General features: G+C 33.3%; 12 protein-coding genes. 4 read left to right on the top strand and 8 right to left on the bottom strand.

Annotation, left to right across the window (positions count from 1 at the left end):
• Window positions 1-57: 57 nt before the first annotated feature.
• Window positions 58-1,014 carry a M28 family metallopeptidase gene (locus tag GQR98_RS06105; protein ID WP_159018729.1) on the bottom strand — a complete coding sequence of 319 codons (957 nt, stop codon included), beginning with the start codon at window positions 1,012-1,014 and terminating at the stop codon, window positions 58-60.
• 127 nt (window positions 1,015-1,141) lie between these two features.
• Between GQR98_RS06105 and GQR98_RS06100 the strand changes: the two genes are divergently transcribed.
• Window positions 1,142-3,295 (top strand): prolyl oligopeptidase family serine peptidase, encoded by a 2,154-nt coding sequence (locus GQR98_RS06100; RefSeq protein WP_159018728.1) that lies wholly within the window; start codon window positions 1,142-1,144, stop codon window positions 3,293-3,295.
• Between the two features lie 58 nt (window positions 3,296-3,353).
• Here GQR98_RS06100 and GQR98_RS06095 read toward each other — a convergent pair whose 3' ends face one another.
• Together GQR98_RS06095 and trpS are read right to left on the bottom strand one after the other, a co-directional pair.
• The gene (locus GQR98_RS06095; protein ID WP_159018727.1) at window positions 3,354-4,163 is read right to left on the bottom strand and encodes a DUF1853 family protein; all 810 of its coding nucleotides are present in this window, start codon (window positions 4,161-4,163) and stop codon (window positions 3,354-3,356) included.
• Window positions 4,164-4,231: 68 nt separating this feature from the next.
• Window positions 4,232-5,200, bottom strand: a complete 969-nt coding sequence (gene trpS, locus GQR98_RS06090; protein WP_159018726.1) for a tryptophan--tRNA ligase — start codon at window positions 5,198-5,200, stop codon at window positions 4,232-4,234.
• 115 nt (window positions 5,201-5,315) lie between these two features.
• Here trpS and GQR98_RS06085 point away from each other — a divergent pair, with 115 nt between their 5' ends.
• On the top strand, window positions 5,316-6,053 hold the full coding sequence (locus tag GQR98_RS06085; protein ID WP_159018725.1) for a lysophospholipid acyltransferase family protein: 738 nt from the start codon (window positions 5,316-5,318) through the stop codon (window positions 6,051-6,053).
• 84 nt (window positions 6,054-6,137) lie between these two features.
• On the opposite strand, the gene GQR98_RS06080 is transcribed toward GQR98_RS06085, so the two are convergent.
• From GQR98_RS06080 to recA, 4 genes are all read right to left on the bottom strand, one after another.
• Window positions 6,138-7,700: a hypothetical protein gene (locus GQR98_RS06080; protein ID WP_159018724.1), complete on the bottom strand. Its 1,563-nt coding sequence runs from the start codon at window positions 7,698-7,700 to the stop codon at window positions 6,138-6,140.
• Window positions 7,700-8,242, bottom strand: a complete 543-nt coding sequence (locus GQR98_RS06075; protein WP_159018723.1) for an RNA polymerase sigma factor — start codon at window positions 8,240-8,242, stop codon at window positions 7,700-7,702. The genes GQR98_RS06080 and GQR98_RS06075 overlap by 1 nt, the downstream gene beginning before the upstream one ends.
• Before the next feature lie 27 nt (window positions 8,243-8,269).
• Entirely contained in the window at window positions 8,270-8,677 is a 408-nt protein-coding gene (locus tag GQR98_RS06070) for a hypothetical protein (RefSeq protein WP_159018722.1), read from the bottom strand.
• Window positions 8,678-8,837: 160 nt separating this feature from the next.
• Window positions 8,838-9,845 (bottom strand): recombinase RecA, encoded by a 1,008-nt coding sequence (gene recA / locus GQR98_RS06065; RefSeq protein ID WP_159018721.1) that lies wholly within the window; start codon window positions 9,843-9,845, stop codon window positions 8,838-8,840.
• Between the two features lie 466 nt (window positions 9,846-10,311).
• Here recA and GQR98_RS06060 point away from each other — a divergent pair, with 466 nt between their 5' ends.
• Window positions 10,312-10,731, top strand: coding sequence for a hypothetical protein (locus tag GQR98_RS06060; RefSeq protein WP_159018720.1), 420 nt, complete (start codon window positions 10,312-10,314; stop codon window positions 10,729-10,731).
• Between the two features lie 146 nt (window positions 10,732-10,877).
• Window positions 10,878-11,582 (top strand): hypothetical protein, encoded by a 705-nt coding sequence (locus GQR98_RS06055; RefSeq protein ID WP_159018719.1) that lies wholly within the window; start codon window positions 10,878-10,880, stop codon window positions 11,580-11,582.
• 48 nt (window positions 11,583-11,630) lie between these two features.
• On the opposite strand, the gene GQR98_RS06050 is transcribed toward GQR98_RS06055, so the two are convergent.
• Window positions 11,631-12,602 carry an IS110 family transposase gene (locus GQR98_RS06050; RefSeq protein WP_159018718.1) on the bottom strand — a complete coding sequence of 324 codons (972 nt, stop codon included), beginning with the start codon at window positions 12,600-12,602 and terminating at the stop codon, window positions 11,631-11,633.
• Between the last annotated feature and the right edge of the window lie 108 nt (window positions 12,603-12,710).

The raw sequence follows: 12,710 nt of genomic DNA, 5'->3' as shown, positions 1-12,710 counted from the left end.
GTTACACTTTTTTAAATATTTAAGCTCCTGTAAATTTTACAGGAGCTTTTTTGTGTGTTAATCTTGGTTTATAAACTCAATGTTATCGGGTGTTGATGCTTTGTTTAAAATAGTTTGAAAAACATATTCGCAAACTAGCTTTTCGCCTTCTAAATTTATAAGCTCCAAAGTGTCTTCGGGTGTGTGGTATTGCGGATGTCCGCCAGTATGTACACCTAAAACCGATATGTTTTTTTTGTAGAATGAAACATGGTCGGAGCCACCAACAGATCCTGCGTGAACTATAGGGTTTAAACCTAGAGATTTTCCGAGGTTCTTCATAAAATCTACGCCATTAGTAAATGTGCCTGCACCACCTGCATACACATGTTTTTTATCGTTTAAGCGGCCAACCATATCCATGTTAATCATTAATTTTATTTGAGAAAGCGGAATTAACGGGTTTTCTACAAAGTATTTACTGCCTAATAAACCTTGTTCTTCGGCTCCAAAAGCAATAAATAGCACACTTCTTTTTAATTGATCTTGTTTTGAAATTAACTTTTCTGCAATTTCTAATAGAGCGGCTGTTCCGCTAGCATTATCATCAGCACCATGATATACCACGCCTCTTTTATCCGATTTGGAAGATGGTCCGCCAAGTCCTAAATGATCGTAGTGTGCTCCTAAAACAATGTATTCGTTTTTTAATTTCGGATCGTTTCCTTCAATAAAACCAATAACATTACAAGTGCTTACTTCTGGTTTTTCGTCTATACCTTTATCAACTCGTAATATGGCTGTAAAATGTTGCTCGTAATTTTTGCTTAACAGTTTTAAGCCTATAGTTTTAAATTCTTTTTTAATATATTTTACAACGCGTTTAGCGCCTTTTTCTCCTGGAAACCTTCCTCCGTTTTTATCTAATATTAAAAATTCAATATGATCTTTTATTTCATTTTTGGTTATTTCAGCTTGAGAAAACATACTGAAATATGATGCGATGGATAATACGAGTAGTGCTGTTTTTTTCATTATTAGGGTTTTGAGTAACATTGTCAAATATATAATTATACGGCATTTTAATTCCGTTATTATTGAATAAATCTAGAACTTTAGCTTATGTTTTTTGTTTATTTTTGAATGATTAATTTAATGAATCATGAAAAAAATAGCGTTAACGTTTTTCTCATTAAGCTTGCTCGTTGCTTGTGGAAATGATAAAACAGAAAAAAAAGATATTGTTGTGAGTTACCCAAAAACAAAAACTGTAGATACTATTGATACTTATTTTGGTGTTGAAGTAAAAGATCCATACCGTTGGTTAGAAGATGATAGAAGTGCAGAAACCGAAGCGTGGGTAAAAGCCGAAAACGTAGCTACAAATACCTATTTAGATCAAATACCTTTTAGAGAGGCGTTAAAAAATCGTTTGTCTAAATTATGGAATTACGAGAAAGTAAGCGCTCCGTTTAATGAGGGCGATTACACGTATTTTTATAAAAATGATGGTTTACAAAACCAAAGTGTGCTTTATCGTTTTAAAAAAGGGGGCGATTCTAAAACGGCAACCGTATTTTTAGACCCAAATACGTTTAAGGAAGACGGAACGGTATCTTTAGGTGCAATAAGTTTTTCTAAAAACGGAAAAATTTTGGCTTATACTATTTCTGAAGGAGGCAGCGATTGGCGAAAAATTCTAATCATGGATGTTGAGTCTAAAGTGATTATGGAAGATGCGTTAATTGATGTGAAATTCACGCAGCTATCATGGTACAAAAACGAAGGTTTTTACTATTCTAGTTACGATAAACCAAAAGGAAGTGAGCTTTCGGCTAAAACAGATCGGCATAAAGTGTACTATCATAAATTAAGAACAGTACAAAGCACAGACGAATTAATCTATGGAGGAACACCCGAAGAAAAACACCGTTATATCTACGCCAACGTTTCCGAAGATAATAAATACTTGTTTATATCACCTCGTGTTTCAACCTCCGGAAACAAGCTTTTAATAAAAGATTTATCTGTGCCAAATAGTGAGTTTGTTTCCATTTTAGATCACACAGATAGCGATACAGGTGTTTTAGAAAACGAGGGAAGTAAACTTTATTTGGTAACCAATTTAAATGCGCCTAACAAAAAAATAGTAACGGTAGATGCTGCAAATCCAAAACCAGAACATTGGGTAGATTTTATTCCAGAAACCGAGCATGTGTTGTCTATTTCCAAAGGTGGTGGTTACTTTTATGCAACTTATATGGTCGATGCGATTTCTAAAGTAAAACAATACGATTATAGCGGTAAATTTATTAGAGATATAGAATTACCAGGTTTAGGAACAGCAAGTGGTTTTGGTGGTAAAAAAGAAGAAAAAACGAATTACTTTTCGTTTACAAATTATAACACACCGGTTACAACTTATGCTTTAAATGCCGATTCTGGCGTTGTGGAAGTGTATAGAAAATCTGCTATTACTTTTAATAGTGATGATTTTGAAAGTCATCAAGTATTTTACACATCTAAAGATGGAACAAAAATACCAATGATAATAACACATAAAAAAGGGCTAGAATTAAACGGCGAAAACCCAACTATTTTATATGGTTATGGTGGATTTAATGTAAGCTTAACACCGTCGTTTAGCACGCCTAATGCAGTTTGGATGGAGCAAGGTGGTATTTATGCCGTAGCTAACCTTCGTGGCGGTGGTGAGTATGGAAAGGCTTGGCACGATGCCGGAACACAGCAAAAGAAACAAAATGTATTTGATGATTTTATCGCTGCAGCGGAATATTTAAAGGCACAAAATTACACGAGCACAAAGTATTTAGCAATTCGAGGCGGATCTAACGGTGGTTTATTGGTTGGTGCAACCATGACGCAGCGTCCAGATTTAGCACAGGTAGCTTTACCTGCTGTTGGTGTTTTAGATATGTTACGCTACCATACGTTTACTGCAGGAGCTGGTTGGGCTTACGATTATGGAACAGCTGAAGATAATAAAGCGATGTTTGAATACTTAAAAGGATATTCACCAGTTCATAATGTGAAACCTGGAGTAGAATATCCAGCAACTTTAGTAACTACCGGAGATCATGACGATCGCGTTGTGCCTGCGCATAGTTTTAAATTTGCAGCCGAATTACAAAGTAAGCAAACAGGGAGCAACCCAACTTTAATACGTATTGAAACCGATGCTGGCCATGGTGCAGGAACGCCAATAAGTAAAACTATTGAGCAATATGCCGATATTTATGGGTTTACCCTTTTTAATATGGGTTTTAATAAATTGCCTGTTGCAATTGAAGAATAAAGAAGTTTTAAATTTAGGTCTGGCAGGATTTAAAACTTGCTAGGCCTAAAAAATGTAACTACCACCAAACTAGAAAACACTTGTTTAATATACCGTTTGGTTGTTTTAACCAGAAAATTGGTGAAAATTGACGTTCTAAAATAGTATTAGAAATGGTGGTGAAATCTAGATGATTAAGCCAATCGACTTGGGTGTGTGGCGCTATAATCCAATCTATTTTCTTCGGAATATAAAATTTACATTCTGAAAACTGAGCGCGCTGTTCTTTTTTGATGTAAAAACCTGAAATACAGTCTTGATTTAAGGTTTTTAAAATAATTTTTTCACCTAAAGGAATAAATAATTGCGCTTTAAAGTAAACTTGTTGATCAATTTCTGAAGCTTTTAAACCTAGGTTTTCTAAGTAAGGTTCGCAACTTTTAGAATAAAGTAAAGGTAATTGCTTTTCATTAAGTTTCTTTAGTTTTTCTATTAACGCATCTTTTCTGTTGGGGCCAATAAAACGATCAATTTCCGAAGCGCCTTCCGAGGCATCGTAAACATAAAACTTGTAAATAACTTCAAGATGAATTGGTTTCTCTTCCTTCAGTAATAAACAATCAATTTCGCCTAAAGTGATTTTGTTCTCTTGAATTTGAAGATTTTCTGAGAGTATTTTAATGGCTGGATTTTGGCTTAATTCGAAAGAAACTAAACGTTCTATATATTTTCCGACTCTAAGTTTGTCGTCAATATCTAAATCTATTTTATCAAATTTAGAGGATGTTTCAAATTGAGTCATGTTGAAAACCACATCCTTTTTCCATAAACTAGGTGTTTTTAGGAAGCCGTCGTATCTATTTTGTACGTCTTTGGTGTGTTTAGTCACAAACTCAAAATATTATAGACTTGCCAAAATGTTTAGCATTCAGCAAGTCTTTATGTGATTCTGGTATTTTAGTAACCAACCTTTTCTCTAACTCTGCTCAATACATCGTTAGCAACTAATTGCGCTTTTTTTGCACCAATAGCCAAAGCAGCATCAATTTCGTTTAGGTTGTTCATGTAGTAGTTGTAGCGTTCACGTTGTGTTGCAAATTTTTCAATTATCAATTCAAATAAAGCTTGTTTTGCGTGTCCGTAGCCATAATTACCATTTTCATAATTAGCTTTCATGGTTTCAATTTGAGCTTCTGTTGCTAGCAAACTGTATATAGCAAAGCAGTTACAAGTACTCCAATCTTTAGGGTCTTCAAGCGCTGTGCTATCGGTTTCGATAGACATTATTTGCTTGCGTAATTTTTTATCGGTTAAAAATAGATTGATCGTGTTATTAGCGCTCTTACTCATTTTACCACCGTTGGTACCAGGAATAAGTTTAGTGTTCTCTTGTATTTTTCCTTCTGGTAATACAAAAGTTTCACCCATTTTGGCATGAAAACGCGATGCAACATCACGTGTCATTTCTATATGTTGTAATTGGTCTTTTCCAACAGGGATAATATTGGCATCGTACAATAAAATATCGGCAGCCATAAGCATTGGGTAAGTAAATAACCCAGCGTTAACATCGTCTAAACGGTCTGCTTTATCTTTAAAACTATGTGCTAAAGTTAAGCGTTGGTACGGAAAAAAACAGCTTAAATACCAAGATAGCTCTGTGGTTTGCGGAATATCGCTTTGGCGGTAAAACACCGTTTTCTCAATATCTAAACCAAAAGCAAGCCAGGTTGCAGCAGTAGAATACGTGTTTTCGCGCAATGTTTTTGCATCTTTAATTTGAGTTAAAGTGTGTAGGTTTGCGATAAATAAAAACGAATTGTTTTCAGGGTTTTTAGCCATTTCAATTGCTGGAATAATAGCTCCTAAAATGTTACCTAAATGTGGTGTTCCTGTGCTTTGTATGCCTGTAAGTATTCTTGCCATGTGTGCGTTCCCTAAATTGTGGGAATCTTGTTAAAATTAAACTCAATTTTTGATATGCTAGCAAAGGTAATTTTTTTAATAGAATTGCTCAATACAATTATGTATTTTTGAGACGATGAAAGTTTTTAAATATATTTTTTGGGTATTGTACCGAATTTGGTTTTATATACTGGTAGGGTTGCCCATAATTATCTTATTTCCAATTTTATTAGTTTCTATCGCTAAAGAGGCTTGGTATCCATTGTTTTTTAGGATAGCTCGGGTTTGGGCTAAAATAATTTTGGTTGGTATGGGCTTTGCTTATAAAATAGATAGAGAGGAAACTCCAGATCGCTCTAAAAGTTACATGTTTGTTGCCAACCACACTTCTATGGTTGATATTATGTTAATGCTAGTTTCGGTTAAAAACCCCTTTGTTTTTGTCGGGAAAGCGGAGTTATCTAAAATTCCGTTATTTGGTTTTTTCTATAAACGTACCTGTATTTTGGTAGATAGAAGTTCTGCTAAAAGTAGACAAGCTGTATTTTTAAGAGCGCAACGCCGATTAAAAACAGGTGTGAGTATTTGTATTTTTCCAGAAGGCGGTGTGCCGGAAGAGCATATAGATTTAGATACCTTTAAAGATGGCGCTTTCAGGTTAGCTATAAACCACCAAATACCAGTTGTTCCAATTACTTTTGCTGATAATAAAAAGCGATTTTCTTACACTTTTTTTAGCGGTGGTCCGGGTAGAATGCGTGTTAAGATGCATAAGTTTATTTCAACTGAAGGTTTAACTATTAAAGAAACCCGGGAATTGAATGATGCATCTCGAGAAATAATGTTTAACCAACTACAAGCATTTAAAAAATAAAAAAACGACCCTAAGTAGAGTCGTTTTTATTTAGTATTGATTTCCGAGCTTAAAGGAAATCAATAACTAGATTTAACCAAAAACCTAAAATTTAATAGCGAGTCCGGTGTATACGCCAACAAAGAATGGCTGAAAATCACCAGATGTATTATTGAATGTGTTTATTTGATATTTAAGCATAGGCTCTAAATTTAAGTCAATCTTTTTAGTAACTTGGTAGTTTAAACCTAAACCGAAGTTAGCACTGTAGCTTACCTTATTGATGTTATTTGCTTCACCTAAGAATGTGCGACTTCCATCTTGAGCTTCCGAAAATACTTCATTATTGTTTAAAAATAAAGAACTAAAACCACCTATAACATTAACGCCAAATTTATTGCTTAAAACAGCGTATTGTAGTTCTAAAGGCACTTCTATGTAGCCCAAACTTTGATTTATAGAGGTGTTTGAGGTTTTTAATAAACTGGCAGCACTTTTCTCACTGAAATTATCGGCACTAATTAGTGATAATTGTTCGGTTGGTGCGTTGCTAATGCTATTATTACTTACATTTTGTAAAGAGCTAGTCGTAGATCTTACACCAATAGATTGGTAGCTTACAACATCGTTTGTGTTATACCCAAGGTTAACACGATTAACTCCCGAGCGTATACGTAACCTTTTATTTACTGCATAACTAGCCGTAATACCATAACTCATATTTACTTCACCTGTTTTAGAGTTGCTATTAAATTGAGGGTCTATAGACGAGCCTTTTCCGGTGGTATTAAAATAAACAGGAGCAGCATTGGCTGCTAAACTCCAACGATCTGTTGGGCTCTCTGTATCAATCAAATCTTCTGTTTTATCTAGAGCGTCTTCAATGCTTAAGCTATTCTCTTTTGTATCATTAGAGGCAATAGTTTCCCCGGTTCCTTCTGTTTTAATTTTCTCTGCTTTAGTTTTTTCTAGATTTGTGGTCTCTGTATTTGTTTTAGCAATAATTTTTTCTTCGGAAATTGAAATATTATTGTTTTTGTTTTCCGCGGAAGCGTTACTTTCTTTTGAATTTTGTTGGGCTACAGTATTTTTGCTATTTGTATAAAGTGCATTTTCTTTTTTGTTTTTTACTAAAGAAGATGGCTTGCTTTTGTTCGAGTTTTTCGCTGATTGGGCGGAATTACTATTGGTTTGATTTACATGGTCGGCGCTTGCAATTGTTGTTGCTGTTGCAGAGTTTTGATTATTGCTATTCGTGTTTTGATTGTTATTTTTATTACTAATAGTATGTTTTTCCGAATCTGGATTTACACTGTTTTCTTGGCTGTTTTGCTCTGAAATGGCTGAATTTATAGTTGTATCTGAATGAATTGCATCAGTAATAGATGTGTTTTCAATTTCGGAGGCTTGTTTGGCTTCTGTATTAACAACTTCATGTGTTTGATTGCCTTCAGTTTCGTTGTAAAAGGTATTAATACCTAGCGTTAGAAAAACTAATAAAAGTGCAGCAACACCTGCGTAACGCCACCAAATTGGTATTACTCGTCGTTTTTTCTTGTCTTGATTAAGCTCGGCTTCTATATTTTTCCATACAGCATTGCTGGGAGTGGCTTCAAAATCTTTTAAGCCTTCCTGGAAAAGTCTGTCTATGTGTTTTTTATCACGCATTATAATGATTGCAAACTTGTTGCGGATTTATGTGTTTCGATGGTTTGTTTCAAAATTTGTCTAGCACGCGCTAAATTAGATTTTGAAGTTCCTATTTTAATTTTTAGCATATCTGCTATTTCTTTATGCGAATAATCATCAAGTACATACAGGTTAAAAACGAGTCGGTATCTATCTGGTAATTCTTGTATTATTTGAAGTAAATAATCTATAGAAAGTTGGTCGTCATCTATATCAACTTCAACATCTTCAATGGCATCTTCATTAATAATATCAAAAACTTTTTCGTTTCGGTAGCGTTGCATTACGGTATTAATGGTAATGCGTTTTAGCCAACCTTCAAAAGAGCCTTTATTTTTAAATTGTTCAATTTTTTTAAATATGGTTAAAAATGCGTCTTGCAGATTATCTTCTGCTTCAGCATAGTTTCTAGAATACTTTAAGCACACAGCGAAAAGTTTACTCGAAAAGAGTTTGTACAGTTCGCCCTGTGCCTTAGTATTGTTAGTTTTACAATTTTCTATGAGTTGATTTAAACTCAAAATTATACACGTGTTAATTAGTTATTTTTACTCTACAACAGGCACTTCAATAGTTAAATATTGGTTTTCGCCGTCGGCATCTTCGCCTTGCCAAAATTTAAAAATATACGATCCGTTACTTGTTACAATAAAGTTAAAAGTGTTTTCAACCAGTTCGTTTTCTAATGTTTCGCAATCGTTATTTTCAAATACATAATTGATTGGGGCAACGGTACGTTCGTTATTGTTTTTATTATAGTAAAATTCTCTAAAAGAATGGCAATTAGAAGGTCTTAGGTACGATACCGTAATTGGGTAAGTTTCACCTAATGTAAATTCCTCTGGAATATCGACACTTTCTACGGGTAAAATCTCAAAACTATAATCTAAGCCATCATCATCTACGCTACACGAGGCTAAAATTAGAGTTAAACAAATTACAAGCAATTTTTTCATTTCAATATTTTTTTTAGTTAAAATTTGCGTTTTGTTTTATAGATGCCATTTTTGCTAAATGGTTGCGTAGATAATTGATTTTAGTTTAGTAAGCCTGAAATTTGGAGCAAAAAAAATCCCGAATGTATCGGGATTTTATATATTTAAAAGAAAACGATGTTTAGTTCAGGCTTTCTTTAATAGCTGCTTTTATTTTTTGTTCTAACTCATCAAAAAGCTCTGGGTTGTCTTTAATGATTGCTTTTACAGCATCACGACCTTGCCCAAGTTTAGTATCTTCGTAACTAAACCAAGAACCACTTTTCTTTACAATTTCGTACTCTACAGCAACATCAAGAATTTCACCAACTTTACTTACACCTTCTCCGTACATAATATCGAATTCGGCCATTTTAAATGGTGGAGCTACTTTGTTTTTTACAACTTTTACTCTGGTTTTGTTACCTAAAACATCACCATTACTATTCTTAATTTGGGTAGAACGACGAATATCTAAACGTACAGATGCGTAGAATTTTAATGCGTTACCACCAGTTGTTGTTTCTGGGTTACCGAACATTACACCAATTTTTTCACGTAATTGGTTAATAAATATTACAGTACAGTTTGTTTTGCTAATAGACCCTGTAAGTTTACGTAAAGCCTGAGACATTAAACGTGCGTGTAAGCCCATTTTAGAATCTCCCATTTCGCCTTCAATTTCACTTTTTGGCGTTAATGCAGCAACTGAATCGATAACAACAATATCGATAGCGCCAGAACGAATTAAATTATCGGCAATTTCTAATGCTTGCTCACCATTATCTGGTTGAGAAATAATTAGGTTATCTATATCTACACCAAGGTTTGCGGCATAAAAACGATCGAAAGCATGCTCTGCATCAATAAAAGCTGCAATTCCACCAGCTTTTTGAGCTTCGGCAATAGCGTGTAAAGTTAATGTGGTTTTACCCGACGATTCTGGTCCGTATATTTCAATAACACGTCCACGTGGATATCCACCAACGCCTAAGGCGATATCTAAACCTAAAGAACCTGAAGGAATAGCTTCAACATCTTGAATAGCGGCATCGCTCATTTTCATTACCGTACCTTTTCCGTAGGCTTTATCTAGTTTATCTAAAGTAAGTTTTAGTGCTTTTAATTTCGCTTCTTTTTCGCTGCTCATTATATATTTTTTTTCTGAAGATTTGTCTGCTAAAATACTACATCTTTTGGGAGAACACAATAATAGTTTTCAACATAATTTAGATTGTAATAGGGTTGATTTATTGGTTTTTGGAAGAAAATGAAACTATTTACGCAACCTTTTAGTTTGTTTCGCATCTATTAAATGAAAAAGGGAAAATTGTTTGCTGTGAAATTTAACAAATGAGCACTTGATAACGACTAGCTCAAACTATTTTAATAGCACTTAGATATTTATTATTTAGGTGCTTTTTTTATGCGGTTTATTGGTTGTAGGAAAATTTGATGTTGTAAGTGAGTTAGGGGTTTTAAAAAAAGCATATATTTATAAAGTTAAATAAGTATATGGATGGGATTTATATAGAAAAAGTAAGCTTATCCCTCCTTTTTAATTTATTATAGACGAATTATTAATCCATATAATTAAGTTACCACACATTTAAAAAATGACATCAACAGAGTTATTTAACCAATTAAAGGAATCTGATTTTTCCTTTACCAAACCTAGTTTTCCAAAAGAAAGACCTTGGCACGAAAAGCAAAAGGAATCTATGGATAAACTAATTGCGTGTGGATTAGCGGAAAAAATCGGACAAAATAAATACTCATTAACGACTGACGGTCGTAAAGCTAGTGTTATCGGACTTGAAAAATGGGCTAAATCTCTGACTGACATAAGTAAACGTGAATTTGTTTATGATTGTTTTGGTTTTTTTGATAGTTGGTACAATCTGCCAAGGTTAAAAATGATACTTGAAAGAAGCACTAAATCGACTATATCGAAAGAAATGTGGTTTATAATTAAAGCTATCATTGTTGCTTTGATTTTATATTTAATTAAAGTGACTTTTAAAATAGAATTGTAATAAAAAACGTGTGGTAACATCGTATAAAAATAATGCGTAGTTTAGTGCTTAATCAAGAGTCCGTGCTCTTTTGTTACGTCTGATTTTCCTTCTGAAAATCCTCGCACACAAAACCGCACTATTCTTATACATAAACGTTGTAAACAATGCAAAAAACGACAATCATACTATTAACTTTTGGACTTCTATTGAGTTGTTCCCCGAAAATAAAATCAATTCTTGAATATAATAAAAAAGAGAATGAATTTGTTTTACGGAAAACCACAGAATTTGATAAAAATGGAAATCAAATTAAAAACATCAGAACTGGAGGTTTAAGATGCGATATGATAACAACAACTGAATTTAAAAACAATAAAAGAACCTTTGAAAAAACGTGTTGTTACTTTAAAGAAAAAGATACTTGTTACCTTCAATCTTTTTCAACATTTGAATTTATCAAAAACACAAATACTGAAAAAGAAATACGTTATGAATCTGACTCTGCTGTGAGATTTATTAGAGAAATAAAGACATTAAAAAATATTAAAATTACGAATGTCTTTTCTTGGGAAATATTTCCAACCAAAAAACCTGATTTAGAAAATGCTATTAAATTAATTGACACGACTTATCTTGACAATAAAGGTCGGAAAATAAAAAGCTTACATTATAATGCAAAAAGAGAAAAACCTTGGATTGAAATCTTTAAATATAACAAGGACACATATTCAAGGCAAACTATTGGAACTTCGAGAGACACAACTTTAACCTTTCAACTAACTGAATTAAAGAAAATGGCGGAAAAGAATAATATTGATTATGAATTTTACGACCAAGAAAATTATAAATACAAAATTGAAAACTACTAAAGCACAGTTTACAACAAAGTACTGTGCTAAAAAACAAGTAAAATCTTATTAATTTTTCACTAGCGTACTTTTATATTCCTTGTCAAATATTAAACCCGATTTTGCAATAGCAAAAGCTTGTTTTAGTAGCTTATTACATACCGCTATTAATGCTAATTTTTTACTCTTTCCTTTTGCTACTAATCGTTCATAAATATCCCTGCATGCTTTGTTGTATTTACAAGCTGTAAAACTGCACATAAATAATAAATTCCTGAGTTTTTGATTGCCCATTTTACTAATGCGTGGTCGTCCTTTTATACTACTTCCACTTTGCCTAATCACTGGAGTTAATCCTGCGTAACTACATAATTCTGCTGCACTCGAAAAGCGTTCAAAACCACCTGTTAAAACGATTAACATAATAGATGTTTTTTTTCCGATTCCTGGTATGGTTTTTATTCGAGTAAATAAATCTTTATGAGCCTCTTTTACTAAAACTAGCAATAACTCTTCTAAGCTGGACATCTCTTTATCTAAATGTTTTAAACTACGCTTTAAAGATCTCACAATGGCTTTACTTGGCTCCCCTAAAACAGATTCACCATGAAGTTTATTCTTTATCATTGTTCGCTGTTTTGTATATACAGAAAGGGTTCTGGTAATTTGAAGACACTCCTGTACTTCCTTAGAACTACCTTTCCAAAGTTTTAACTCTACTTGCTCAGCATAAGAACATATAAGTTTTGAATCACTCTTATCGGTCTTAACCTTGGATAGTCGCATCTGGATAAATCGTTTTACAGACAACGGATTTTCTACTGAAACATTTAGACCTTCTTCAAACAAATAATAAGCCAATTGATAATGATAGTAACCTGTAGCTTCCATCACGCAATGACTCTCAGAATTTAAGAGTTTTCTAAAGGCTTTAAAGCCTGAAAACTTGTTTTTAAACTGATAATAATTACCATCTGAATCTGTGACATCAAAAACTAAATAACTAATGTCAATACCAAAATATTTAATATCTTTATTCATAACAAATTGTTTTTTTGAAAGGACATACTACGCGAGTTTCAACGACTTAAAATCGAGGTCTTAAAGCCTCACAGAACTGTTCGAAATCTGTGTAGAAAAGAGAGGGGA

Origin of the sequence: Algibacter sp. L3A6, assembly GCF_009796825.1 — a bacterium.
Taxonomy (GTDB): Bacteria; Bacteroidota; Bacteroidia; order Flavobacteriales; family Flavobacteriaceae; genus Algibacter.
The sequence above is the reverse complement of the archived record's forward strand: the minus strand, read 5'-3'. Positions and strand labels throughout refer to the sequence as shown.

Excerpts from the sequence above, each read along its gene's own strand:
- GQR98_RS06050 (WP_159018718.1), bottom strand. The coding sequence starts at position 12,602 with ATGAATAAAGATATTAAATATTTTGGTATTGACATTAGTTATTTAGTT.
- GQR98_RS06070 (WP_159018722.1), bottom strand. The coding sequence starts at position 8,677 with ATGAAAAAATTGCTTGTAATTTGTTTAACTCTAATTTTAGCCTCGTGT.
- GQR98_RS06080 (WP_159018724.1), bottom strand. The coding sequence starts at position 7,700 with ATGCGTGATAAAAAACACATAGACAGACTTTTCCAGGAAGGCTTAAAA.
- GQR98_RS06105 (WP_159018729.1), bottom strand. The coding sequence starts at position 1,014 with ATGAAAAAAACAGCACTACTCGTATTATCCATCGCATCATATTTCAGT.
- GQR98_RS06100 (WP_159018728.1), top strand. The coding sequence starts at position 1,142 with ATGAAAAAAATAGCGTTAACGTTTTTCTCATTAAGCTTGCTCGTTGCT.
- GQR98_RS06055 (WP_159018719.1), top strand. The coding sequence starts at position 10,878 with ATGCAAAAAACGACAATCATACTATTAACTTTTGGACTTCTATTGAGT.
- recA (WP_159018721.1), bottom strand. The coding sequence starts at position 9,845 with ATGAGCAGCGAAAAAGAAGCGAAATTAAAAGCACTAAAACTTACTTTA.
- trpS (WP_159018726.1), bottom strand. The coding sequence starts at position 5,200 with ATGGCAAGAATACTTACAGGCATACAAAGCACAGGAACACCACATTTA.
- GQR98_RS06060 (WP_159018720.1), top strand. The coding sequence starts at position 10,312 with ATGACATCAACAGAGTTATTTAACCAATTAAAGGAATCTGATTTTTCC.
- GQR98_RS06085 (WP_159018725.1), top strand. The coding sequence starts at position 5,316 with ATGAAAGTTTTTAAATATATTTTTTGGGTATTGTACCGAATTTGGTTT.